The sequence below is a fragment of the Sphingobacterium tenebrionis genome (assembly GCF_037126265.1).
Taxonomy (GTDB): domain Bacteria; phylum Bacteroidota; class Bacteroidia; order Sphingobacteriales; family Sphingobacteriaceae; genus Sphingobacterium; species Sphingobacterium tenebrionis.
Genome location: NZ_JAYLLN010000034.1, coordinates 17,275 through 43,193, shown reverse-complemented (window position 1 = coordinate 43,193; position 25,919 = coordinate 17,275). Strand labels below are relative to the sequence as shown.

The 25,919-nt window shown below is 37.7% G+C and carries 22 protein-coding genes and 1 tRNA gene; 12 read left to right on the top strand and 11 right to left on the bottom strand.

Going from position 1 to position 25,919, the window contains the following annotated elements:
- Positions 1 to 358 precede the first annotated feature (358 nt).
- The gene (locus VJ786_RS16595; protein ID WP_367575546.1) at positions 359 to 541 is read left to right on the top strand and encodes a PIN domain-containing protein; all 183 of its coding nucleotides are present in this window, start codon (positions 359 to 361) and stop codon (positions 539 to 541) included.
- A gap of 287 nt (positions 542 to 828) precedes the next feature.
- Here the strand turns inward: VJ786_RS16595 and VJ786_RS12955 are convergent, their stop codons facing one another.
- Positions 829 to 1,650 carry a hypothetical protein gene (locus tag VJ786_RS12955; RefSeq protein WP_336557836.1) on the bottom strand — a complete coding sequence of 274 codons (822 nt, stop codon included), beginning with the start codon at positions 1,648 to 1,650 and terminating at the stop codon, positions 829 to 831.
- A gap of 216 nt (positions 1,651 to 1,866) precedes the next feature.
- On the opposite strand from VJ786_RS12955, the gene VJ786_RS12950 reads away from it, so the two are divergent.
- The 3 genes from VJ786_RS12950 (at position 1,867) to VJ786_RS12940 (ending at position 5,669) form a co-directional block, all read left to right on the top strand.
- The gene (locus VJ786_RS12950) at positions 1,867 to 3,300 is read left to right on the top strand and encodes a LamG-like jellyroll fold domain-containing protein (protein WP_336557835.1); all 1,434 of its coding nucleotides are present in this window, start codon (positions 1,867 to 1,869) and stop codon (positions 3,298 to 3,300) included.
- A gap of 1 nt (position 3,301) precedes the next feature.
- Positions 3,302 to 4,537 (top strand): hypothetical protein, encoded by a 1,236-nt coding sequence (locus VJ786_RS12945; protein WP_336557834.1) that lies wholly within the window; start codon positions 3,302 to 3,304, stop codon positions 4,535 to 4,537.
- 310 nt (positions 4,538 to 4,847) lie between these two features.
- Positions 4,848 to 5,669, top strand: coding sequence for an aminoglycoside 6-adenylyltransferase (locus tag VJ786_RS12940; RefSeq protein ID WP_336557833.1), 822 nt, complete (start codon positions 4,848 to 4,850; stop codon positions 5,667 to 5,669).
- On the opposite strand, the gene VJ786_RS12935 is transcribed toward VJ786_RS12940, so the two are convergent.
- A complete protein-coding gene (locus tag VJ786_RS12935) occupies positions 5,647 to 6,141 on the bottom strand; it encodes a GNAT family N-acetyltransferase (RefSeq protein ID WP_336557832.1) in 495 nt (164 codons plus the stop codon). The two genes, VJ786_RS12940 and VJ786_RS12935, sit on opposite strands and share 23 nt — an antisense overlap.
- Before the next feature lie 340 nt (positions 6,142 to 6,481).
- Between VJ786_RS12935 and VJ786_RS12930 the strand changes: the two genes are divergently transcribed.
- Both VJ786_RS12930 and VJ786_RS12925 read left to right on the top strand, forming a co-directional pair.
- On the top strand, positions 6,482 to 9,643 hold the full coding sequence (locus tag VJ786_RS12930; RefSeq protein ID WP_336557831.1) for a SusC/RagA family TonB-linked outer membrane protein: 3,162 nt from the start codon (positions 6,482 to 6,484) through the stop codon (positions 9,641 to 9,643).
- A 9-nt stretch (positions 9,644 to 9,652) separates the two neighbouring features.
- Positions 9,653 to 11,491: a RagB/SusD family nutrient uptake outer membrane protein gene (locus VJ786_RS12925; protein WP_336557830.1), complete on the top strand. Its 1,839-nt coding sequence runs from the start codon at positions 9,653 to 9,655 to the stop codon at positions 11,489 to 11,491.
- A 50-nt stretch (positions 11,492 to 11,541) separates the two neighbouring features.
- Here the strand turns inward: VJ786_RS12925 and VJ786_RS12920 are convergent, their stop codons facing one another.
- The 3 genes from VJ786_RS12920 to VJ786_RS12910 form a co-directional block, all read right to left on the bottom strand.
- On the bottom strand, positions 11,542 to 11,712 hold the full coding sequence (locus VJ786_RS12920; protein ID WP_167554278.1) for a hypothetical protein: 171 nt from the start codon (positions 11,710 to 11,712) through the stop codon (positions 11,542 to 11,544).
- Between the two features lie 97 nt (positions 11,713 to 11,809).
- Positions 11,810 to 12,928 carry a clostripain-related cysteine peptidase gene (locus tag VJ786_RS12915; RefSeq protein ID WP_099365247.1) on the bottom strand — a complete coding sequence of 373 codons (1,119 nt, stop codon included), beginning with the start codon at positions 12,926 to 12,928 and terminating at the stop codon, positions 11,810 to 11,812.
- Between the two features lie 205 nt (positions 12,929 to 13,133).
- Positions 13,134 to 15,947 (bottom strand): hypothetical protein, encoded by a 2,814-nt coding sequence (locus tag VJ786_RS12910; RefSeq protein WP_144038060.1) that lies wholly within the window; start codon positions 15,945 to 15,947, stop codon positions 13,134 to 13,136.
- A 578-nt stretch (positions 15,948 to 16,525) separates the two neighbouring features.
- Here VJ786_RS12910 and VJ786_RS12905 point away from each other — a divergent pair.
- Complete coding sequence (locus VJ786_RS12905; RefSeq protein ID WP_099365250.1) at positions 16,526 to 17,146, top strand: S24 family peptidase; 621 nt, start codon at positions 16,526 to 16,528, stop codon at positions 17,144 to 17,146.
- A 7-nt stretch (positions 17,147 to 17,153) separates the two neighbouring features.
- Here VJ786_RS12905 and VJ786_RS12900 read toward each other — a convergent pair whose 3' ends face one another.
- Positions 17,154 to 17,648, bottom strand: a complete 495-nt coding sequence (locus VJ786_RS12900) for an Lrp/AsnC family transcriptional regulator (protein ID WP_099365251.1) — start codon at positions 17,646 to 17,648, stop codon at positions 17,154 to 17,156.
- 145 nt (positions 17,649 to 17,793) lie between these two features.
- On the opposite strand from VJ786_RS12900, the gene VJ786_RS12895 reads away from it, so the two are divergent.
- Positions 17,794 to 18,864 (top strand): PLP-dependent cysteine synthase family protein, encoded by a 1,071-nt coding sequence (locus tag VJ786_RS12895; protein ID WP_134777507.1) that lies wholly within the window; start codon positions 17,794 to 17,796, stop codon positions 18,862 to 18,864.
- A gap of 229 nt (positions 18,865 to 19,093) precedes the next feature.
- Positions 19,094 to 19,948: a glycerophosphodiester phosphodiesterase gene (locus VJ786_RS12890; RefSeq protein WP_336557829.1), complete on the top strand. Its 855-nt coding sequence runs from the start codon at positions 19,094 to 19,096 to the stop codon at positions 19,946 to 19,948.
- Positions 19,949 to 19,964: 16 nt separating this feature from the next.
- Here the strand turns inward: VJ786_RS12890 and VJ786_RS12885 are convergent, their stop codons facing one another.
- Complete coding sequence (locus VJ786_RS12885; RefSeq protein ID WP_099365254.1) at positions 19,965 to 20,369, bottom strand: hypothetical protein; 405 nt, start codon at positions 20,367 to 20,369, stop codon at positions 19,965 to 19,967.
- A 132-nt stretch (positions 20,370 to 20,501) separates the two neighbouring features.
- Here VJ786_RS12885 and VJ786_RS12880 point away from each other — a divergent pair, with 132 nt between their 5' ends.
- On the top strand, positions 20,502 to 21,248 hold the full coding sequence (locus VJ786_RS12880; protein ID WP_336557828.1) for a copper homeostasis protein CutC: 747 nt from the start codon (positions 20,502 to 20,504) through the stop codon (positions 21,246 to 21,248).
- A 38-nt stretch (positions 21,249 to 21,286) separates the two neighbouring features.
- Here the strand turns inward: VJ786_RS12880 and VJ786_RS12875 are convergent, their stop codons facing one another.
- A complete protein-coding gene (locus VJ786_RS12875; protein WP_099367985.1) occupies positions 21,287 to 21,466 on the bottom strand; it encodes a spore protein in 180 nt (59 codons plus the stop codon).
- A 28-nt stretch (positions 21,467 to 21,494) separates the two neighbouring features.
- A tRNA-Cys gene (locus VJ786_RS12870) sits at positions 21,495 to 21,565 on the bottom strand.
- 273 nt (positions 21,566 to 21,838) lie between these two features.
- Between VJ786_RS12870 and VJ786_RS12865 the strand changes: the two genes are divergently transcribed.
- On the top strand, positions 21,839 to 22,480 hold the full coding sequence (locus tag VJ786_RS12865; RefSeq protein ID WP_099367984.1) for a porin family protein: 642 nt from the start codon (positions 21,839 to 21,841) through the stop codon (positions 22,478 to 22,480).
- 184 nt (positions 22,481 to 22,664) lie between these two features.
- Positions 22,665 to 23,300, top strand: coding sequence for a porin family protein (locus VJ786_RS12860; RefSeq protein ID WP_099367983.1), 636 nt, complete (start codon positions 22,665 to 22,667; stop codon positions 23,298 to 23,300).
- Between the two features lie 54 nt (positions 23,301 to 23,354).
- Here the strand turns inward: VJ786_RS12860 and rpsJ are convergent, their stop codons facing one another.
- Together rpsJ and fusA are read right to left on the bottom strand one after the other, a co-directional pair.
- Entirely contained in the window at positions 23,355 to 23,660 is a 306-nt protein-coding gene (rpsJ, locus tag VJ786_RS12855) for a 30S ribosomal protein S10 (protein WP_013667229.1), read from the bottom strand.
- Positions 23,661 to 23,739: 79 nt separating this feature from the next.
- Positions 23,740 to 25,863 (bottom strand): elongation factor G, encoded by a 2,124-nt coding sequence (gene fusA / locus VJ786_RS12850; RefSeq protein ID WP_099367381.1) that lies wholly within the window; start codon positions 25,861 to 25,863, stop codon positions 23,740 to 23,742.
- Positions 25,864 to 25,919: the final 56 nt, after the last annotated feature.

Sequence of the window (25,919 nt, the reverse complement as noted above, 5' to 3'; positions counted from 1 at the left end):
AAAAACACACTTTCAGAAATCCTTTAAACAAAAATGACCGAGTAAGGTAAATCCTGTACTCAGTCATTTCTTTAAATCTCATTAAAAAGTTGAGACTTTTTCAGTGCCCTCAACGAAAGTTAGGGCTTTTTTTTTGTCCGGGTGGCAGATTCGAACCGTGGTTCGATCCGTAGGAGCTTGAGGGATTGAGTTTGGGGCTGTGGGGCTGAAGCAATCCTGCCACCCCGACAAAATAAGAAGCTCGACTCTGTCGGGCTTTTTTTATTGTTTTAATGTAAATTTGCAGTGGAAGGATTAAGTATCTTAGAAAAGCTAATAGGAACATGACCAAGCGAATGTTTAAAGATTTGATTGATGCATGATTGTTATTGCGGATAGTAATATCATTTTCAGTGCGTTGATAACTCCTAATGGCATAGTCTCACAAATCTTAAAATCAAAAGGCAAGTTACAGTTTTTTGCACCCAGTTATCTGTTTGATGAAGTGAACAGACATTTGGCTAAAATAGAAGAATTTTCTCCATTTATAAAAGTCAGCTAAAGGCTGAAATAAAAGCTTTTAAGAAGCTATCACGATAATAGAAACCAAAGACATTCCCAAAAAATATTATCTCGAAGCCTATTAAGGTAATAAATGCGATAAAATCATTAGATAAACCCAAAATAAAACTCAATAGTGATGATTTAGCTTTATGTTAAATTAAGGTGGTTAAAAGCCATCAGCAACGACAAAACATCCGACTGCAACAACTTTTTAAATAGTAGAAAATTGCAACAATAATCTGGTTCTGTCTTTTGCTAATGGCTTTTATTGAAGTTTTATCTTCGTTAATTGCTGAATAGAATATTGTTGATATTTACTGCATACCATTTACTATCGGTTCCTTTTATACAGATGCCATAACTTTCCGGAAATTCTGTTTCTAAAAGATAAATGGTAAGTACCCAGTTTTTAAGATTTAATTGACTTGGTATTATTTCGCCAGGTAAGCCCAACACATCAGTAGTAAATACAGTTCCACCATCTCCCATTATTACTTCTTTCGTGTTGTTGTCTATGAAAGAAAAGTAAAATGATGTCACTCCTTGACTTTTACCATTGGAAATTTCTTGATATTCTGTTTCTTGAAATGTTTTACCAACACCTTCTATCTTACCAAGTTCAATTACATCACCATTGTCGACTTTTCCATATACAACAACATCGATATTTTCATAAGGAAGTGATTTTGTCGCCAAATTTGCGATTTTAAATTTTATAAATCCATCTTTTGCCGCAGGTTCTTCGCTATTTTCGGATTGGCTTATTATGCTTATTGGCTGTCCCTCCTCTGGTTGAAACAATGTCCATTTTTCCGGGTTACCAGCTACCACATTAACTGTTTTTTCGGCCAAAACTTCACCGGTACTTTTATCATAAAATTCAAAAGTTCTTTCGCCTTCAGGAGCAGCGATCATTCCATCTTGCCTCCAGACAACTGAATTACCATTTTTTGTGCGAACTGCTAAAGAGGATTTAGTATTCTGGGTGTCAAAATATACCTCCCCAAAAATAGTAAACTCCTGTTCAACCTCTATTTTTTTACAACTACTAATGCTAATAAATACCAATAACATTACCGCCATCCATTTTAACATATCTTTTTTCATAATTATTTCAGTTTAAAATTTATAAGTAAAGGATAAAGAGAAATTTCTTCCAGTTTTTGACCGGTAAGTAACCCTATCACCATTATTCGGCTCATAGGCTGTAGTATTGCCACTTTTAAGTTTCATAGGAGAACCCATCGCATTACCAGATCCAATTATATTCCGACTTTGGATAATCCGAACTCACATTCGGAGCCCAATGCTGTAGCCCCGTCGGTGTTAACTCGTTTAAAGTTTGCCAATGCTGATCTCCGTAATTTTTCCATTGTGAGGAATAGTGAGATTAACAATGCTTTATTGAATACGGCAGATAGTGCTTTTTCATTTTCTACCGATGAGGCTGTTCTTAAAAAGTCTCTGGAGATCATCAGTCTTCCAAGGGTGGATGTTATTGTGAACCAGTTTTCGGGCCTTAATGAAGCTGGAGCTGGGACAGGATTTACGTTAGAAAATGCAAAGTATAAAGCCGCCTTAGTGAAATTTGATGAAGAGGTTGGAAAGATGTTGACTGCTATAATGGGAAGAAGCAATTATGCAAATGAAGAATGGTTAATCATTCTATCATCCTCTTTTGGAGGGTCTAAAACCGGACAAATAGGGTTGTTTGATAAGGATGCTGTGGAAACATTCAATGTATACTCCAATAGTAAATTCAAATCGAGCGAGTTTAAGGGTGGTTATTCCGCATATTTAAATGTTAATGGTTATTTTCCTGGAGTTTATACCTTCAATAATGTAGCGGATCAGAAGCCAAGAACCATAGAGAATCTAGGGGTGAATGCGACGACCAAAATGGGGCCAGAAAGTGAAATATTTAATGCCTCTAATTATGGCGGATTGACCGTGGATTTTAGGGTGAAACTGTATCCGGATAACTTCTGGGAAGAATATTCCCAATCTGGAGGAGATACACTTTTTTATAATAACATTGTTGGTAAAGATGAATCTTTTGACACCGCTACGAAAGGTTGGAGTATCTTGACAAGTAGGACCAATGTTTACCTGAAAATGGATTATGGAACTGCTTCTGCATCTTCACCATCTTATTTATTAGAAAGAGGTAAAATGGGAGAGTGGGCACATTATACATTAAGTATCGAAAATGGATCCCAAAGGGGGACTATCACCTATAAATGGTATTTAAATGGGGTACAGTCAAATCCTTTAAACCAAACTTTATATGGTCCAACATTAGAAACTATTGCCTCCGATGCCTCTTTAAGAGTTGGATTTAACCAACAATCTACTTCGTATAGATCCTTTTTAAATGCAGACGTTAGTAATTTACGGATATGGAAAAAAGTATTAAGTGCTGATGAGATTAAGGCTATTTCCTGTTTAAAAGAAATCCCAGAAAGTTTTTCATCCTATGAAAGCTTATTGGCAGATTATAATCAGTTATTCGAAAAAGGTAGTAATGGCCCTGTTTGGAAAAGTTCAACCAAACAAGCTGTCGCTGATCTGAATATTAGTGGTAGAAATCCCTACTTTAACTTTTCAGGGATTTCAACAGTTTGTGACCCATTAGATTATTTGAGCACTTACGATGTGCTTCCGCAAGTTTTCTACTGGATGAACCTGAGCACTCAATTGGACTGGAATTTAAATGGTAGACTGTTTTTGAACAAGTTTGAAAGCGAATTTTTGTAAGATGAAAAGATTTATATATGTATTATTAGGCATCAGTTTATTACAATTTTCTTGTAAACAGGATGAACTATTTGTTCCTGTGGATGAGAATGGTAATCCAGTAGAACAGATAGGTATTGTTAAGAAGTTATCAGGATTGACCGTTAAAGGCGATTATGATCTTAAGATTAATGTAGCTTGGCCTACTGATTTAGACCAACAAATAAAAGAAATTTTAATTTCTTTTATGGATGAAGGTGAGAAAAAGGAATTTACTGTGTCTGATTTTTCAAAACCTTATATTTTTGAAGTTTCCAAATTTCAAGAATACACTATCTCGTTTTATGCGGTTAATGCTTCTGGCATCTCATCGAATGCTTTGGTAACACAGGTTACTCCAAAAAAATCTTATAATGAAGATTTATTGGATAATATAACAGCAAAAGTAGGTCCTAATATTGTTCAAACTACTATTCCAAATTTGCTGTCCAAAACTTTAGAATTAAATTATTCGTATCAGGATTTGGAAAACAAAACTGTAACAGGTAAACTTACAATTGACGAAGTGAATGAGAGATTCCTGATCAAAGGCCTGAATGCAGATGATCCAAAAGTAAAGTTCAGTATAGTATCTGCTGATGGAACGGATGAAAAGACGTTGACCATTAATACAAAGCCTATCCTATTTGAATCTGCTGAAAGCAAACAAGGATGGACAATTTACGCCAACGCGGCCAATACCTCTACCTCGGCAGGGAAATTGGATTTAGCATTTGATGGGAAAGTTTTTGAAAAAACATCTGCAAACTATGGTTTTATATCGGCTAGTTACCCAAAATCCACTAGCACCAGGGAAATTTATATGACATTCACCAAAACACGAATGGAGCCAACTGATTCGCGATATGTAAATGAAGAACTTAAATCCCCTGCAGGTCCTTACGATAATATTATCCCTCTAAATCTTCACATCTATTTAATAGGTGGTAACAATGTGGGGGCATCTGAGGTCTTTCTTGACCCATTAAATACAGTTCAGGTTTTTGGTATTAAGAATAATGGGGAAATGGTTGAGCTAGCTCTTAAAGATATACCTAAAAATGAGATTTTGCCTTTGCTAAATTATAAGGTTAGCATTCCTCTTGAACAGCTTGGAGATTTACAGGTATATAAAGGCTTAAAAGTCCAGTTTAATAATAAGACCACTGCTCAAATGGGCGTTCATGAATTTGTATTGGAAGGTTATATCTATGAATAAGCCATAAAAAGATTCTGTTTAGTTTGTTATATTTATTTATTAAGGACTGTATCAAAAATTGATACAGTCTTTTTTTGTAAGAGGTATAATTTGTATTCGATTTACTCGATTTGTGGTCGATCAGGATTCAATTTTTGTTCGAAGTTTAAGTATGATTTAAGTGAGGTGTAAGTGTGTTGTAAGTGACTTTGCACACTTACATCCTGCTTACAACTTGCTTGTTTAGAACTTACATAAAGAGCAGTGAATAAGGAGTAATAGTAGCCGTTTAATTTTAATTGGATAAAGAAAGATGGTAGAAAAAGTGATTATGGATTTTGCATTAGCTGATGAGCGTATTAGAGCAGTTCTTTTAAATGGCTCCAGAGCTAATCCTCGGGTTAATTCTGATGACCTCCAGGATTATGATTTTTTATTATTAGTAGAGGATTTGGAAAGCTTTTTAATCGATAGAAGCTGGATAAATAAGCTAGGTAGCCTCAGTTTATTCCAATTGCCAGATGAAATGGAACTAGGAAAAGATCTCTTAAGTAGTAAGCCTTCATTTACCTTCTTGATGATGTTTAAGGAAGGATATCGAATAGACCTTACTTTATTTCCTTTGGATAGATTTAACAAGGAGGAACCTTTGGATAGTTTAACGGAAGTATGGTTAGATAAGGATGGGGTTTTTCAGGATGTTCCAGCAGCTTCTGATGTGGATTACCATATTAAAAAACCCACATCCAGGGAATTCCAGGAAGTGGCAAATGAATTCTATTGGTGTAGTACCAATGTGGTAAAGGGATTAAAAAGAGGGGAGATACTATATGCTAAAGATATGTTGGAAACAGTTGTGCGACCCATGTTTTGGCGGATGATAGAATGGCAAAAGGCTTGTGTTTATGATTTCAACATCAACCTTGGAAAATCAGGAAAATTTGCCAAGCGATTTCTTTCTGAAGACGAATATAAAAGGATTTTGGAAACCTATGCCGATGCGGATATTAAACGTAATTGGGAATCCTTGAAATTGATGATGGAATTGTTTCGGAAATATCAGGAAGAAGTTGCACAGCAACTTGGTTTTGAATTCAATAAGCTAGAAGCAGTATATGCTATGGAATATTTTAATACACATAATCATAAATGACCTCATCCTCTTCTAAATCTGCTGTTTTCTTAAACCCTAATCGATTAAGAAGATTGATGGCAGCCTGATTGGAATTAGAAGTCTCTGCCCAGATCCTTTTTAATCTAAGCGTATTTTTACCATATTCGATTGCCAGATTCATTGCCTCCGTCATGAAACCTTTCCCATAAAATTGAGGCAATAGTATACAGCCTAATTCTCCTGCTTCTTTTTCGAATCCTCTATAATATCCACACGTGTCAGCAAGTTTATTTGAATCGTTCAATGCTATTCCCCAATGTACCGATGAGCCTTCAAGGCAATTCTGTTGGATAAGGTTTTGCATGGCTGCAGCTTGTTCAACGGTTGAAGCTTTTTGGCCATCGTAATAAGAGATATCTAGAATATCTAATAAATCGGTGTGCTGAATTTCCCGAAGGGTTATCCTTTTTCCTGGAATAATAGGGAACTCCCTTGAAGGTAATTTGAGCATATTTTTAGAGTTTGATGGTAAAATCCTTTACTATTTTGATAATTCTCTTTATAAATATATGATATTCTAATCAATATATTTGTTTTTATAATGTATGACATATTAGATTAAATCACACCATTTACTAATATTCAACAGGAATAACCATTTATATTTTTAATACAGTCAGATATTTATTAATACAAACAGATTACGGTATATAAAACAATCACCTAAAAAAGAAAGGAGGGATAAACTAAACAGATATACTAAAAAAATAACGAGGAACTGCCATTCCCCGTTATGGAATAATTCGAATTAGCATAATTACACTAAATCGCAAATAAACTAACCAAAAGTAATGAAAATAACCAAATTATGTGTTGCAACATTTGTAATACTATGTGGGAATAATGCCCATGCAACTAATGAAAAAATTAACCTAAATAATCATTCAAGCCATACAACTTTTGAATTGGGTCCAAATATCCAATCAACCATTAAGGGAAAGGTGCTTGATAAGGATGGAAAGGGATTCCCAGGAGTTACCATTACTTCCCTACAATCCAATGAAAGTGTCACCACCAAAGAAGATGGTTCTTTTGAGATTAAGGGTAAGTTGGGAGATGAACTCGTGTTTACCTATGTGGGTTACAAGAGATTACAGGTAAAGGTAGAAGATCCCGATAACATGGAGGTCAAAATGAGCGACGATGTGATGAGCATCGAGGAAACGGTGATCGTCGGTTTCGGAACGCAAAAGAAATCAAGTTTAGTGAGTTCTGTAGCCACGGTTAAAGGATCTGACCTAGCCTTTCCAACCCGTAACCTGACCAATAACCTGGCCGGTCAATTACCAGGTTTGATCGCTATCCAACGTACCGGTGAACCAGGCTATGATAACTCTGAGTTTTGGATCCGAGGTATCAGTTCCTTCTCAGGAGGTACTTCACCTTTGGTATTGGTGGATGGTGTTCCTAGGGCCATGCAGGATATCGAACCGGATGAGATAGAAACCTTCACATTACTAAAAGATGCTGCTGCTACAGCGGTATATGGCGCCGAAGGAGCTAATGGCGTTATTATTATCACTTCAAAACGCGGTCGTCAGCAAAAAACGCAGATTAATTACCGTGGAGAATATAGTGTACTACAGCCTACTAGGCTACCTGAATTCTTAGGTTCTGCTGATTTCATGACGCTTTATAATGAAGCCTTGCGAAATGAAGGCTCTGCAATTATGTTCACTGATGAATTAATTGAAAATTACCGTCGCGGAGAGGATCGAGATCTATATCCAAATACCGATTGGTTGGATCTGATGCTCGACAAAACCACGAACAACATGCGACATACCTTGAATTTCAGAGGAGGGGGTGATATTGCTAGATTCTTTGTTTCTGGTGCTTACTTTTCAGAAAGTGGGATATTTAAAGAGAACAATCTGGCAGAATATAACAATAATATTGGTTTGAAGAGATTCAATCTACGTTCCAATGTGGATCTGAGTGTGACCAAGACCACGACTATTGGTGTTGATCTAAGCGGACAATATCTGATGACCAACTATCCAGGAGTCGGTACAGGACTTATTTTTCAACGAATGACCACTATTCCTTCTTACTTATTCCCGGCTGTCTATTCCGATGGAACCATTGCTGGGCACCCAAGGCCTAGTAATAACCGGATAAACCCATACAATTTATTAATGGAATCGGGGTATGCCAAAGAATGGCGTTCCAGCATACAATCTAATGTTTCCTTAAAACAAGAATTGGATTTTCTGACCAAAGGATTGGTCTTTCAAGGAAACGTAAGCTATGATGCGGTCATGAACTACTATATGAACAGAACCAAAACGCCTAAACAATTCTATGCTACCGGAAGAAATCCGGATGGTTCTTTGATTTACAAGGAAGTAGTAGCAGGGAATCCAGATTTTGGTGAACCGGCAGAAAGCAATACGGGGAGTAAGAATGTTTACCTGGAAATGTCGCTCAGATATAACCGTAATTTCTTGAATCTTCATGATGTTGGTGCCATGCTCTTGACCTATCAGAAAGAATCGCAATTGCATAACGAAGCATTGGCTTTCAGAAAACAAGGCTATGTTGGTCGTTTGACCTATTCTTATGATAACAGGTATGCTATTGAAGGTAATTTTGGTTTTACAGGTAGTGAAACCTTCGCCAAGGATTACCGTTTTGGATTTTTTCCAGCCGTTGGAGTTTCCTGGACTGTGAGCAATGAAAAGTTCATGACCGAAGAGATGAAGGCGGTGGTCAATAACCTAAAATTCAGGGCATCGTATGGACGTACAGGAAATGATAACACTGGTGGTGCAAGATTTCTTTACCGAGGAACCTTTTCAACTGGTGCAGCGGGATATCCATTTGGTATTGGAGGATCTGGTTCTTTGAATGGCTTGCCAGGATTGATCGAAGGGAGATTCGAGGCACCATACCTTTCTTGGGAAATCGAAGATAAAAAGAACTTTGGTATGGAACTCGGGATGTTCAATAACAAATTAACGATGCAGGTGGATTATTTTGATAATATCCGTTCCAATATTTTGCTTCAACGTCGAACCGTTTCCGCAGTGGCAGGATTTCGTCAAAACCCATGGCAGAACTTCGGAAAAGTAGCCAACCATGGTATTGATGGTAGCTTGAACATCAGACAGCCAATTGGAAATGAATTTGTATTGAGTCTACGTGGAAATGTCACCTTCGCAAGAAATAAAATCCTGGAATACGATGAGGTACCTCAATTATACCCTTGGATGAACGAAACAGGGAAAAGCTTAAGGTCATGGAACCTATACGTCGCTGATGGATTGTATAAGCATGAAGATTTCCATATTTCAGAGGTGAATGGTGTAAAAACTTATGAACTGAAAGATGGAATAGTGGAGTCGACCTTAAGTTCTAACATCCGTCCTGGAGATATAAAATATAAGGATTTGAATGGAGATGGCATCATCAATCAATACGATCAAACGCGAGATATTGCTAAACCAGGGGTGCCAGAATTAATTTATGGCTTTGGGATTTCAGGAGAATATAAAGGCATGTATGCCAATGTATTCTTTCAAGGGGCTGGAAATACTTCTACGGTTTTCGGGGCAAATATGGCATCAGGATTCTTCCCTTTTCAATGGGGAGTGGATGAGTCCAACCTCCGTGTAGAGGCTTTGGATAGATGGACAGAAGAAAACCCTTCGGATAACGTGTTTTATCCACGTCTTCATTCTGCGACCTTTGCCAACAATTCTGTACCAAGTACTTGGTGGCTAAGGGATGCTTCCTTTGTCCGGTTGAAAAATGTAGAACTGGGATATAGATTTAATGAATCCTTCCTAAGTAAATACGGCATCAAGGCAGGTAGACTTTATCTGAACGGGAATAATATTTATGTATGGGACAATATTAAAATGTGGGACCCAGAATTGGGCAACGCTAATGAAGGTCTGAATTATCCTATACCTTCTGCCTATACTTTCGGTCTAGAATTTACCTTTTAACTGACTATCATGAAAAATTTCAAAAAAATATACAGCATACTTTTAGTGACAGCCTCCTTAAGCCTAACCCAATGCAGCACCAGTTTTTTGGATGTTTCCGACGAACTTGCAGGTCAATTGACCATGAAGGAAGTTTTTGACAATACAGCATATACCCGGAATTGGCATAGAAATGTATTCACAGGAATACCAAATAGTTCTGGGATGATTTTGGATGCAGCTGCGCTGACCAACCCATGGGCAGGGGCTTCGGATGAACTCAAAATGGCCCAAGGGACGTTAAGAACGCTTAATTCAAGTGGCTTTAATTCTGGGAATGCACCTTTCCATCGTTGGGGATCCTTGTATACCCTCATCCGTCAGGCAAATCTGTTCTTAGAAAATGCCCATGAAATTCCCCGTAGTGGTGATACGGATTATATAGATGCTACAGAATTGGCAAAAATGAAAGCTCAAGTTCGTTTTTTAAGGGCATATTATCATTATTTGTTGTTCGAACAATATGGTCCGATTCCAGTGATCGATAAATCTATAGATCCATCTGGAAGTGATATCGATTTTGAACGAAATTCCATCGATGAAGTGGTGGATTTTATTTCCAATGAACTGACTGCTGTAACCAATGAGTTAGATGAATTTATTACGGATCAAAATTACCTGGCTTTACCTACCAAAGGGGTTGCCTTGGCTGTAAAAGCTAAACTTCATCTATATGCGGCAAGCCCATTGTTCAACGGGGGCTACCAAGAAGCTTTGGCTTTGACGAATCCTAGTGGGAAAAAGTTGTTTTCAGCGGCTGATCCTTCCAAATGGAATAAAGCTGAGACAGCGTTAAAGGAGTTTATTGATTTTGCCAATTCTGGTAAATATCAATTGTATAAAGTGAATACGAACGGTGTTTATGATCCAGATAAATCGCTATATGAGTTGTTTATGTCGTATAACGCAGAGATTATTTGGGCCAATCCAAACCAGTCATGGGGTGCCATTAACGGAGAAGGTGTTGATCGGCGATCTACGCCAAGATCGGAGAATGCTGGATTCGCCTGTATTGCGGTTACCCAAGAATTAGTGGACGACTTTTTTATGAACGATGGATTGTCGATTGAAGAATCTCCTAAATATTCAGAACAAGGGTTCTCTACCGCTGGCGATGACATTACGGGTAGAACCGAGGTTGGAACCTATAATATGTGGGTAAACCGAGAACCTCGTTTTTATCAAACGGTATTTTATCATGGTAGAAAATGGCACTTAACCAATAGGGTCGTTAAATTCAATAGAGGAAATGGAAATGATAATACTGCAGCAGATCATCCTTGGTCAGGGTATCTTTTGTATAAACGTATTTCAAGGAATGTTCATAATCAGGGGTCTTTTCCAAAAAGTCATTATAGACCATCTATTATCTTCCGCTTGGCAGAATTCTATCTTTTATACGCAGAAGCAATGAACGAAGTAAATCCGGGAAATCCTTTAATTTTAGAATATGTAGATAAGATCCGTGAGCGAGCAGGTATTCCAAAATTGAAGGATATCAAACCTGAGATCATTGGTAATAAAGATTTACAACGGGAGGCGATCCGGGCAGAAATGCGCGTGGAATTAGCCACTGAGGGGCAACGTTATTTTGATGTTCGACGTTGGATGATCGCAGAAAATGATGCTGGAGAAGGAGGTCAGGGCGGCCTGTTTTACGGAATGAATATGGGGGCAACTACAGAGAGTGAGTTCTTTAAGCGGACATCGTATGAAAACAGGGCGTTTACTCGTGAAATGTACTTGTATCCAATCCCTCTAAATGAAATACAGAAAAGTAAAAAATTAGTGCAGAACCCAGGTTGGTAATAAGTAAATAATAAAATAACGGCAATTCGAGAGAATTGCCGTTCATCATTTTAACTATACAACTTTAATATTACCTTAATGTTCTCTTTGGTTGTAAAGGACAGGGTATCTCCTTCTTCCTTCGTCCTTTTTCCGGAAGTATTCTCTTTAATGGCATCCTTGATCCGGATGATTTGCATGATCAACTTACGATTTGCCGTACCTCTTTTTAACCCTTTCATAAGAAATCAAATTAATTGGTCAGTTTGTACAACAAATATAATTTCAATAGGGCAGTTAAAAAATACTCCATTTAGGGTATTTTTTAAATTTTTATGGTTAAAAAAGGCGGTTAAAACCCGAATCTTGATACCATTTTAACGTTCGGTAGTAATTATGCACTAATTCTTCATTGTCTGAGATGGGTATATAGCAGGTCAATCCAGAATTAGTAACAATTGGAAATCCATTGAATTTCGGGGTGTTGGCTTTAAAGATTACTGCCCGTTCAATGCTGGATTGAAGGGTTGTAATATTACTGTAATTTTGATTTATAAAGTCTAGGAAATCAAAGGCAACCAAGGGGTTGCTGGTTCGATCAAAATCCATCCGTTGGATCTTTGACCGATTGAAGTCGCTATAGGTTGGATTCTGGTTTATTAGAATAGATTTGGTCTCCTCGGCAATGGTTGATAGGAGAGAGGCATCAATAACAGAAATGGTAGCTGATTGGTAATTACCCGTCATGCTGTTATAATGCTCGTAATATTTTTGAGCTAAAGTAGCATAGCCACTTTTGTCTTTACTAAAAAAGTAATTGATGGTTTTATCATAGGGCATACCATTGGCAATTACTTCGCCTGGAGAGGCGATGAAATACTTTGCTTTGTTTTTGATTTCATACAATACTTCTAAGCTTGCCATGGAGCAGGCATCAAAGCAGATGAAATCCAGATCATTTGGTAAAGCATAATCCAGATCTTTGATATCCATTTGGGATCCATTATCCTCTCCAAAGGATTTTAGTTTGATATTTCCGGTTCCAGGAGGAATCCATCCGGTAGCATGTGACCAAAGAATCAATCCATAGGTTTTTGCCGGAAAATTTTCCTTTACATCCTCCATGACTGTTTTCAACGTGTTAGGATCCGAGGAATTGTGGTTGGGATATTCCTTAATTTTTATCCTTCCATTTTTTGATTCCTTTATGCTCGGGATTCTATACAATGCAGGAGCAGTATTCGGAAGTTTGGTATAAATGATCAGATTGCTGTTCTCTACCTCAAAAGCTTTTTCCATCTGTGCAATGTTTTTATAAGCCTCTTGGTTGAGATTGTTGTCTGCAGCAATATAGATCACTACAGTCCTGAATTTCTCTTCTTCGATTAATGGTTTTTTCTCGGTACAACCTAGAAAAATAAAAAAGAGCAGGAATAGATAATTGGATAGGAACTTCATAGCTAATGGTTTTAATTGGATTGGACTAGTTCATAATCTTTTCTTGGCTAGGATAAAGATACAAGAAGTAATGGCAAATAATACCAAACAAACATTTAAACAGATTATCGTGTTAAAGACATCATTTTCCATATGTAGAGGGTTTAAAAAAGGGCGGCATAAACTGCCGCCCTTCGAGTTTTAAACTATTTATTCAACCTAATTACTATAAGTTCGGATTAACTTTAATTTTCACTCTAGTGATTACTTCACCTTTTGTAGGTGCTACATCACCGATGTTGAATTTGTTAGTTACTTTCACTTCGTAAACCAAGTAGATTGGTTGTTGTAGGTTAGCACCTAAGTTTTCCCAAACTAGGTCGTTTCCATTTACAACTGCTCTAGCACCTGATTGAAGTGGAACAACAGTACCTGATGCATTTTCTGCTTGGATGAATGTAATGTTAGATACATCGAACGCAGCATTTACACCTGATAGACCATAATATCCAGCTAATTGAGCGTTGAATACGTTGGTTGCAGGGTTGTTGTTGAAATCAAACAAGGTAACGTTGTTGAAGTCTGTTAACTTGATCAATCTTCTAGCATCAACTGTTGAAGTGTTGGTTCCAGAAACCTCTTTGTCCTTGAACTCTTTGTAAGGAGTTTTCGTAGCAATTGGTTTCACAGGATTAATGAATCTTACTGGGAACGTTGGTTGAGAAACTTCGTATACCACGCCGTTTACTCTTCTAGTTACACGTAAGGTTACATTGCCATTGTTCACTTTGTTACGAGCGGCTAATAGAGCTTCGTTAAGTACTACTTCGCTGCCAGATGCGATAGTGAATCCTGTTAATGGATCGATGATGGTGAAATCGTAGGTAGTTGCTGGTTTATCTGCTGCGGTTACAGTAGATTCGATCCAGTAATCCCAAAGATCTGCTTGTAATTTCCAAGTTCCTCCAACTAATTTACCATTGATGATACCGTAATTCAATCCTGAATCCCAGAATGGAGCACGTTTGCTGATGTTCGTGATTTTAGTACCTGTAACTGTAACAGTAACTGTAACCTGTACCACTGGATCGCTAGAGATCGATGAGTTGTAAGTACCTTTCATGGTGTAAGTACCTGGCATTACGGTGTTCGCAATGTTCAAGTTACGAGGAGAACCTTGTACTGGGTTGTTCATGCTTGCTGCATCGAATGTAATTCCAGCTGGGTTACCTGCGCTAGGTGTGAAGGTATATACTTGGTGGAAGTCTGAAGCAGTTTTTTGCGTTTTGTTGTATGCTGCATCTAATGTCAATGGTGTACTCCAAGAAATTGCTTTAACAACTCCTGTAGCAATAACATCATGAGAAACTACTCCATTAACCGCTACTGGAACCGCTGCATCCTGAACAAAATTAACTTTGATGAAACGTTCAGCAATTGCATTCGTTGTGCTTTGTGCAGGGAACATTCTTACGCGGATAACCACAAAATTGTTCACAGCTGCAGAGTTGTACACATTTCCATTGTTAGTAGAAATTTTAACCGAGATCTTACCTGTAACTGGGTCTAATGTAATCCAATCTCTTTCTTGTGCAGTTGGAGCATAATGATCTAGATCATAACGTAAGTTGTAATCATCCAAACCATGATCGTCCATGGATACTACTTTGTTGCCGATTTGCGTACGAGCATAGAAACCATTCAATTTCTCGTCCAAAATCGTTCCACCAACATAGGCAGTATTGTTGTCTAGGTTAGTAGTTGCATCGTTTTTGAAGTGTAGACTGAAGTTAGAAGTTGATCTAGCGTCTGCCAAAGCTTTTGTGAATGCCAATGATTGACTTCCTGCACCAGCGTCTGTGAATGAGCTACCATTGAATGAAGGGTTAACACCATTTAATAAGGTAACCTTATCGCCAGTTGCAGAAGTGTTTCTGTTGGATTTCTCGATGGTTGTCTCGTCTCTTTCAACGATTTCTTCTTTCGCTAATTCGTACTCAGAAGCAACATATTGCTGATTTGATGCCGCTTTATTGTTTTTGATCTGTAAAGCGATCATCAAATCTTCATTATCACCAGCATGTGGGAATACCGAGTTCGCATTTGTTGGTTTGTATTTAACTACGATATCGCCAAATGATTTTACGGAAGCTCCACCAGATACGAAATTTGAACTTGGTGTTTCACCAGAAGAACGGAATTGAACCTTATCTGCAGTAGAAACCAATAGACCATTTGCGTCGTAGTTTGCAACAGCAACACCAAATGGGTTCAAATTGTATTTGATTTTTGCATAACCTTGTAATACTGTATTTCTCAACCCGTTGTTATCTACGATACGTGGGAAGAAAACTACTGCCGAATTACTGTTCGTAAATTCTGGAACCAGGCTCATAGATGAAACAGCGATCGCTTCGGTTGCCAAGAACACATTGTCAACTACAGCACCCGTTGAATCGGTAATCGCTACATTATAACCACCAGCAGTTTTAACGAAAGTAACATCACCTGTAGAAGCTGCCACATTGGTGTTCACATCATTGATGAACCAGAAATATTTGCCACCAACTGATTTGATCTCCAATTTGGCATCTTTACCATCTGTACCATTAGTTCCGTTAGTACCGTTCGTACCTTGTGCTTTAATGGTTGTGTTGGTCCAAGTTTTACCGCCATCATTGGATGATTGCCACATAAACGTGGTTGGATCAATCTTCCACATGGTTCCTGCTGCACCGTCTTTTCCTGCTGCACCATCCGCACCTTTAGCGCCATTGACGATGTCGTAGGTAAAGGTTGTTCCGTCTGCTTTCTTGAACGTGATTTTGAAACCACCTGCAATGGAAGTTACAGATTCAACAACGTTGGTTGAGCCTAATGAAGTTAACTGAGATTTTAAAGAGGCAATGTCAGATTTGTTCTGATCAATCCCCTGTTGAAGTCGTGTGATGTCGTCATCATACTTCTTACAGCCTTCTAGCATCACTGAGCTACTGATCGCAATGACTAGGGCTAATTTGGATAGAGTTGTAATTTTCATATTTACTTATTGAAATTGATACGATGAATTTAAATATTGCAATACTTAATTAATTGTTCAGTAAAATTACAATATAATATTGTATTCACAAATTTTTTTTAATTTTTTTATTACGTGTAAGTTTTTAGCTCCAAAGTGAGGGAGTAGGTCTTGTTGTCAACGTCCTGGACGCTGATTTCATAGGTGGTCGTCGTTTTTGATTTTTGAATAGTAATATGGTCTTTAACAAAGTTTAAATCTTTTATTTTAATATTTTTTAAGGATATAAGATTAATTATATCCAGTGTTGTAATCTCACTGACTTTCTCATTGTTCGCTTGCTCCAGTACTTTGTTGTTACTATTGCTCATGTTGCTGGATAATAATAATGGTCTGTAATTTTTATACAATAGCTAATGCTCTTGGTTAATAACATTGCAAACGTACAATAAAAAATTGTATTCACCAATAAAATATTGTGTGATGAAATAAAAATTTCTTTTTTTACGGTTTTGGTCTTACTTTTGTGTATAATGTATGGCTGTTAGAGGATCTATTCAGTAAGACATTGTATATAAAAATTGAAATAAAACCATAAGATGAATAATTGGGATCGCCTGGAACAGGTAATACAATATTTGGGTTTAAATGTGAATTCTTTTGCTAAGGAAATAGGTCTTAGTAGGGCAGAGCGTTTATATCAGATAAAAAAAGGTAATTATGCCATTAGTAAAAACCTGGCAGGAATCATTACAGAAAGGTTTCCCGATATCAATGAAGCATGGTTACTGACAGGAGAAGGGACAATGGGCAAGGAAGTGGAACCTGTAACCAATACCAAGATACCTTTGTTTAACATTAGTTTGGATGCGTTTGATACGGATCTGTCCAATATGCCAGTGGCCTATGAGCTTGAAATCCCACTTTTGTCAGGTAGTGATTTTGCCTTTGTGAACCAAGGGGAGGCGATGCAACCGGAGATTGAGCATGGCAGTGTGGTTTTTGTCAAGGAAGTGGATAAGGATGCGGTTGTATTTGGTGATATTTATCTGATCATCTCCGAAAAGATGAATGTTGTCCGGTTCGTGCGGGGAGGAAATGATAAACAATGGCGCTTATTGGCCAAGAATGTGGAAGGCTATGATGAATTGTTCTTGGATCCTGACCATGTAAAAGCGATATATAAAGTTAAGGGTGTCCTATCGATGGTTTCTTTATAGGACAGTTTTAAAAAGAATAAGCCGTCTCACTCTTAGTTTCTGAAAGTACAAAATAAGTCTGTACCGTATTTACCTGCGGTAGAACCGCCAATTTATTCCTAAGGAATTGGTGGTAGGCATCCATATCTTTCGTTGCGATGCGCAGCATAAAATCGTAAGATCCCGCCATTTGATAACATTCCATAACCTCTGGGAATTTAGAAACCTCTTTTTCGAATTCATTTAGCACCTCAAAAGTATGCGCCTTTAGGAAAACCTGTGAAAAGGAAATCAAACCGATGCCTATCTTTTGCCGATCTAATATGGCAACCGTTCGTTTGATATAACCCGCATTTTTGAGTTTTTTTATCCGCTCATGAACGGCTGCAATAGATTTGTGCAGTTTTAGGGAAATTTCTTTGTTGCTCAAGGTGGCATCCTCCTGAAGGATCTTTAATAATTTGATGTCTGTAGGGTCAAGCTCCATAACGTTGATTTTCTCGTTGTTACCAAATTTAAACATTAAATTCTGAAAAATATATGGAAAATGGTGTATGTTTCGATAAAATTTATTGAAATGATGTAATCCAATTGAATATATTTTGGTTAATTAGCAATTTTGCAGAGTAAAATATTTATAACCTATTTTAATCACAAACAAAACAGATATGATCGCAGAGGAAGCTACAGTTAGCAAATGTTTGTCTCCAGAGTTGGATAGCCGTTTCAATCACCTTTGGTGCTTGGTAGGAAATACCCCTATGTTGGAATTGCAATATACTTATAAAGGTAAACCTGGAAAAATCTATGTTAAATGTGAAAACTACAATCTAACTGGAAGTATCAAGGATCGTATGGCATTGTATATTCTTTATAAAGCTTACGCAAATTGCCAAATCCGTCCGGAAGATATGATTGTAGAAGCCACCAGCGGTAATACAGGTATTGCATTTTCTGCTATTGGTAAAGCATTGGGCCATCAGGTAAAAATTATTATGCCAAATTGGTTGTCCAAAGAGCGTATCGATATCATCAAAAGTATGGGTGCAGATATCCAATTGGTGAGCAAAGAGGAAGGTGGTTTCTTGGGTAGCATCAAAATCAGTGAAGACCTTGCTGCACAAGGTGGTGTCTTTTTACCGAGACAGTTTGAGAACCTTTTCAATGCCGAGGCACATGAATTGACTACAGGAAAAGAGATCGCGCTACAATTAGCTTCCATCGGCCTTACAGCAGATGCATTTGTAGCTGGTGTAGGTACGGGTGGTACCGTAATGGGCGTAGGAAAGCAATTGAAAAATTATAATCCAGCTGTAAGGATCCATCCATTGGAACCACAGGAAAGTCCAACCTTGACCACTGGTTATAAGGTAGGAGCACACCGTATCCAAGGGATTTCTGATGAATTTATTCCTGCGATCGTAAAATTGGAGAATCTGGATTCAGTAATCTGCGCGTCAGATGGTGATTCTATCATCATGGCTCAAAAATTAGCACAGCAATTAGGATTGGCCGTAGGTATTTCATCCGGAGCCAATGTAATCGGTGCTATCAAATTAAAGGAAGAAATGGGGGATAATGCAGTTGTGGTGACTGTTTTATCTGATGATAATAAAAAATACCTAACCACTGATTTGGTGAAGGAACAGCCCGTTAAAGAAGGATACATTTCCACAGATCTTGATTTTACAGGCTATCATCCAATCGCTAGGTTAGAGAAACCTCTTTTTTCACACTAAGTAATTTATACCCCTTAAGGACAATGATGTTTCATATTGTCTGATGTTTACTGTTAAATAATCTATTCAGCGTCTTTAGGAGCCCTCCTAAAGGCGCTGATTGTTTAAGGGTAATGTCTTAATCTTTATGAGATTGCTATGTTATATTTTTATTAATTTTCTTAAATTACCTTAAATAATCATAGGCAAGAATTATTTTTGCTTTTCTTTTTAACCTAAACTGTATATAATGAAATTACAACAGCACTTCTTACTTCAACCATCGTTTATCAGGCAATTTTTATTGATGTGTATCTGTATGGTGTTTTCCATCGCAGCGTTTGGCCAACAAGCTGCCGTCAAATTATTTGCCCATAGGGCAGCTGCCCACGAATTGGACGAGAATACCATGTCGGCATTTAAGGAGTCCTATGAAAAGGGGATGAGGGGCTTTGAGACGGACATCAGAAGAACGAAGGATGGCAAATTGGTTATCTTTCATGATGATAATTTTGAACGTATTGTGGGGATAAAAGGTGGGGTAGAAGATGTTACCTTGGCTGAATTCAAGAAATTGCGAACAAAAAAGGGAAATGAGATGCCAACCTTAGCGGAGGTGGTACAGTATTTTTCAGATAAACCTGGGGTTTATATCGAATTCGAAATGAAAACTAATAAGCCGGTTTACGAAGAAAAGGTCCTTCATCAATATTGTGATGAACTATATAACCGTGTATACAGCAATAGACCAAAGGATTCTGAATACTTATTGACATCCTTTGATAAGCGACCCTTGAAATATTTGAATACGACTTATCCTGATGTGGATCTTCTGCTGATTAAATCAGAAGGTTTATCACAGAAGTTAATTGATGAGGCAAAAGAATTGGGGGTAAAAAGGATTGGGGCACGCGTGGAAATGAGTACGCGCAATATGGTTACTGCAGCTAAAAAGCAAGGGATGACCATTACCTTATGGCCAGGAAGATCTGTTGATGATTTCCTTTTAGGGCTATCCTTAGGTGCAGATTACCTTTGCTCTGACGTGCCATTGGCAGTAACGGATTGGGTGAAAAAAAATGCGCCTTGGATTGAGCTAAAATAAGGTCGGTTTAAACAGTTCAGGTTGTCCGAAATTTATTGGCAATATGATCCAGCCATTTTTTGATGATGGCGCATATTTCATAGGCCTCTTGGTTTTCATATTGATGGATCAATGATTCCAAGGTTAGACTGATCTCTTCCAAGTGGATGAAATTTCCTTCCTCATTCCGATATTCTGATAAAATATCCAGCAGAAAACAATGTGTCTCAAATTCCACGAATTTTTGCTGGTACTTTTCATCTGCAGATAACCAAAGTTTTTCATGTTTGAAACCAGAATCTATGTGTAAGCTACAGGCTTCCTCATATTGGTACCGATGGGATTGAAGGTCCTTCTTCATTTTTTCAACACTATTCAATAAAGAATCATACATGGTAGAAAGATGAATCTGAACCTGCTTTTGTCTTGAAATAAGTGGCATAACAAGGGGGTTTTTGATGCTCGCAAATAATTCAACAATTAAATGTACTGTTTTGTTTTTAATAAGTGGTTGATTGTTTGTCACTTAAATATTAAAATTAATTCTGCCCAACAAATTAAATATCTTTGATTTATGATGGAAAAGGAAATTAATGGTTATAAACTGGAGATTTGTGCCAACTCTTTTTATTCTGCCAAGCAAGCGCAATCCGCTGGAGCAAGTCGGATAGAATTATGTCAAAACCTTGAAAATGGTGGTACAACACCTTCTTTTGGCTTGATAAAATTGACAAGAGAAACATTAGACATTGCTGTACATGTGTTGATACGACCAAGGTCAGGAGATTTCGTATATAATGAGGAGGAATTTGAAGAGATGAAGGAAGATATTCTGATCTGTAAATCCTTAAATTGTAACGGTGTGGTCCTGGGCATCCTTTTACCTTCGGGAGATGTTGACAAAGTAAGGATGCAAGAGTTGGTAGATTTAGCTCGTCCAATGGAGGTGGTATTCCATCGAGCATTTGATCGATGTAGAGATCCAAAGGAAGCCTTAGAAGATATCATTGAGTTAGGATGCAATAGAATATTGACCTCTGGTCAAAAGAATAGTGCAGAGGACGGAATTGAGCTTATTCGTGAACTTGTGGAGCAAGCGGCTGGAAGGATTGAAATTATGCCAGGTGCTGGGGTAACTTTTTCAAACGTTAAAACTATCCTGGAAAAAACAGGTGCCAAGAGTGTTCATGCATCTGCAAAAATAACCCAGAAATCTACCATGACTTTCCATAATCCAGCACTGGTGGGTATGGATGAAGACATCTTTTATAGTGATGAAAAGAAGGTGGCTGAAATAATTGAACAAATAAAAAGCCTTTAGGAATTCCTAAAGGCTTCATATTTCCTTTTAATCTAAACTTATTTAGCGTCAGTAGCTAATTTGTTTAAGATTTCGTCATTTTTAGTGATTTGACTGTCTTTGGACATTTTGCTTTTTGAACCTAGTTCAATGTTGCGTCCTAATTTCAAAAACTGTACTTCAACACGTGCAACAGTTTTGTTTCTTCTATCTTTTCTTTTTAAACGTGTAACTCCCATTGTTAACAATATTTTTAATTTTCAAACGAGGTCGGAAGCGGATTCGAACCGCTGTAGGAGGTTTTGCAGACCTCAGCCTAGCCACTCGGCCATCCGACCCTTTACCTTAATAGGCATGCAAAAATAGGATTTACTTTTGAATATTAAAAGTCTTTTTTGCTTTTATCTGGTTTTATTCTTTTTCAAATCCATCTCCAAAAGAATTTTACCTGAATTTATCAGTGGAAAAACAATTTTTATTCAAATTAATTGACTGAATATTAAGTGATAAGAGTAAATGTTTTAACGTTAATTTGATTTTGGTCTAAACTTTGCGAGGATGTTGGTGTCAGTTGTTGAGCTGATTTAAAAATTGAAAAAACTATAAAGACTATGAAAAAATTATTACTATCATTCGGAGCTGTAGTATTGTTAGCAGCAGGTGCACAAGCACAAACAAGTTATGGTTTAAAAGCAGGTGTTAACTTAGGTAAATACAGCAACCAAACCGAAGAAGCAAAAGATTACCAAAAAAATAATGTTTCTTTCTATGTAACTGGTTTTGCAGATATCCCAGTAGCTCCTCAATTTTCTATCCAACCTGGAGTTTCCCTTCAAGGTAAAGGTGCTAAATATGAAGCGACTGGAGATAATGTAAGCGGAACTTCTTCAACTAATACCATGTCCGTTGAAATCCCAGTAAATGCAGTTTACTATATTCCTGCAGGTACAGGTAATGTGTTCTTAGGTGCTGGTCCATACGTTGGTTTCAACATCTCTGGTAAAACTAAAGCTGAAGGTGCATTAGGCGGTGTTGAAGGAAGTGTTGACAGGGACCTTAAATTCTCTGGTGATAACAAGGACATGAACTTGATCGATGCTGGTGTTAACTTCTTAGGTGGTTACAAATTCGGAAACGGATTGTTGATCAATGCAGGTTACGGATTAGGATTGTCTAATTTAAGTCCTAGCGATAATTCAGACAACAAATTCTCTAACCGCGTATTATCATTCGGTTTAGGTTTCCAATTCTAAGCATCTACGCATAGAAAAACAAAAGATTTTAGGAAATTATATCCTATCCTCTTAAAATATGAAAAGGTCGAGCATTAGCTCGGCCTTTTTTATATCTCTAAAGGTTGCATAAACACCTGTAAATCATTGGCTTGACTTTTGTTATTTTATCTATAACTAATAATTACACTTAACATCAATTATTATGAGAAAGTTATTTTTAATCACATTGGTCAGTTGTATTTCAACAGCAGCAATGGCACAAGTAAGTTATGGTTTAAAAGGAGGAGTTAACTTAGGTAAGTTTTCTGAGGCATTCTCAGATGAATTGAAAGATTATGAAAAAATGAATCCATCCTTCTATGTCACTGGATTTGCAGATATTCCCGTAGCACCGCAATTCTCCATTCAACCTGGTTTATCGCTACAGGGAAAAGGAGCGAAATATGAAGGTGAAGTGAATGGAACCTCTGGAAAAATTACGGTCAATATTATGTCCTTAGAGATTCCGGTTAATGCGGTTTATTATATCCCTGCAGGAACAGGAAATGTATTCCTTGGCGCAGGTCCATATGTAGGATATGCTTTAAGCGGCACCTACAAATCTGTTGTCAGTGGTAATGACGATGCATCTGTCGAAGAAGACATCGATTTCTCAGGAGATGATAAAGAAGCTAATGCATTTGAAGCGGGATTAAACTTTATGGGAGGCTACAAACTTTCCAACGGTTTTCTGATCAACGCAGGTTATGGCTTAGGATTAACGAAAATTGCAGCCGATGACGATGCTCCGAATTACAAAAATAGAGTGCTTTCCTTTGGTATAGGATTCCAATTTTAAATATAAAACAAAAGCCCATCAAAAGATGGGCTTTGTTTTTCTAAATGAAATCTATCACACTTTGATTTCAACTTCAACACCTGAAGGTAATTCTAATTTCATCAACGCATCAACTGTTTTTGAGTTTGATGAATAGATGTCTAACAATCTCTTGTAAGAACATAATTGGAATTGCTCACGTGCTTTTTTGTTAACGTGTGGTGAACGTAATACCGTATAGATTTTTTTCTCAGTAGGCAATGGAATTGGTCCACTAACAACTGCACCTGTAGGTTTTACCGTTTTTACGATTTTCTCAGCTGATTTGTCAACTAAATTGTAATCGTAAGATTTCAATTTGATTCTGATTCTTTGGCTCATCTTATGTATTTGATTTTAAAATGACCCCTGATTAGAGCTATTAACAATCAGGGATCGGTTTGTTTTTTATTCGAAGGAATTAGTCTTCAATATTCTTGATTTTTCCTTTTGATTTCGCGATTACTTCCTCAGCTACGTTACGAGGAGCTTCAGCGTAGTGGTCAAATTCCATGGTAGAAGTTGCACGACCTGAAGTGATTGTACGTAATTGAGTAACATATCCGAACATCTCAGAAAGAGGTACCAATGCTTTGATTACCTGTGCACCATTACGTGAGTCAAGACCTTGCATCTGACCACGACGACGGTTCAAGTCACCCATAACATCACCCATGTTTTCTTCTGGAGTTAATACCTCCACTTTCATGATAGGTTCCATTAATACTGGTTGACATTTAGGTAATGCCTGACGGTAAGCCATTTTACCTGCTAACTCGAAAGATAATGAGTCTGAATCGACTGCGTGGAAAGATCCATCAATCAAACGAACTTTCATACCTGATAGTGGGTAACCAGCCAATACACCATTGTTCATCGAAGATTCGAAACCTTTCTGAACAGAAGGAATGTATTCTTTTGGAATAGCACCACCAACGATCTCATTAACGAATTGAAGAGGGCTCTTAACAACATCCCAATCCTCATCTGCAGGAGAGATAACAACTTTGATATCCGCGAATTTACCACGACCACCTGATTGTTTTTTGTATACCTCACGGTGCTCAGAAGTACCGTTGATAGACTCTTTGTATGCTACTTGAGGAGCACCTTGGTTAACCTCTACTTTGAACTCACGTTTCAAACGGTCGATCAAGATATCAAGGTGAAGCTCACCCATACCTGAGATAACTGTTTGACCAGTTTCTTGGTCAGTTTTAACCACGAAGGTAGGATCCTCTTCAGCCAATTTACTTAAACCAATACCTAATTTATCAACGTCAGCTTGAGTTTTAGGCTCGATAGCTAAACCGATTACCGGCTCAGGGAATACCATTGACTCAAGAACGATAGGGTTTTTCTCGTCACAAAGTGTATCACCAGTTTTGATGTCTTTGAAACCTACTACCGCACCTATATCTCCAGCACCGATTCTTTCGATAGGGTTCTGCTTGTTAGCATGCATTTGGAAGATACGAGAGATACGCTCTTTGTTTCCTGAACGCGTGTTCAATACATAAGAACCAGCCTCTAATACACCTGAATATGCACGTACGAAACATAAACGACCTACGAATGGGTCAGTAGCAATCTTGAAACCTAATGCTGCGAATGGTTCAGCCTCAGAAGGTTTACGAACGATTTCTTCACCAGTATTCGGGTTAGTACCTTTAACCGCCTCTTGATCAAGAGGAGAAGGCAATAACTCCATTACGAAGTCAAGCATGGTTTGAACACCTTTGTTTTTGAAAGATGAACCACAAACCATAGGAACGATTGCGTTATCCAATACCGCTTTACGTAAAGCGTCTAAGATTTCACGTTCAGTCAATGAATCTGGATCTTCGAAGAATTTCTCCATCAAAGACTCATCGTATCCAGCAACAGCTTCCAATAATTTCTCACGGTATTCAGCAACCTCGTCGATCATATCGTCAGGGATAGGAACTTCCGTGAAAGTCATTCCTTTATCAGCGTCGTTCCAAACGATACCACGGTTGTTGATCAAGTCAACCACACCTTTGAAATCGTCTTCCGCACCGATAGGTAATTGAAGCGCAACAGCCTCAGATCCTAACATATCTTTTACTTGTTTTACAACTTTCAAGAAGTCAGCACCTGAACGGTCCATTTTATTTACGAAACCAATACGAGGAACTTTGTATCCATCAGCTAAACGCCAGTTAGTCTCTGATTGAGGCTCAACACCATCAACTGCAGAGAATAAGAATACTAGTCCGTCAAGTACACGTAAAGAACGGTTCACCTCAACTGTAAAGTCAACGTGTCCAGGAGTATCAATTACGTTTACTTGGTATTTTTTATTACGGTAGTTCCAGAATACGGTTACCGCAGCAGAGGTAATGGTGATACCACGCTCTTGCTCTTGTGCCATCCAGTCAGTAGTTGCAGATCCTTCGTGAGTCTCTCCCAACTTGTGGTTAACACCAGAGTAGAACAAAATACGCTCTGTAGTTGTAGTTTTACCAGCATCGATGTGTGCAGCGATACCAATATTTCTTACTAATTTTAAGTCTTTTGCCATAGTATTTTTGAAAAAAATACACCGACTTTGATAATGAATAATTTCAATTATCTAAA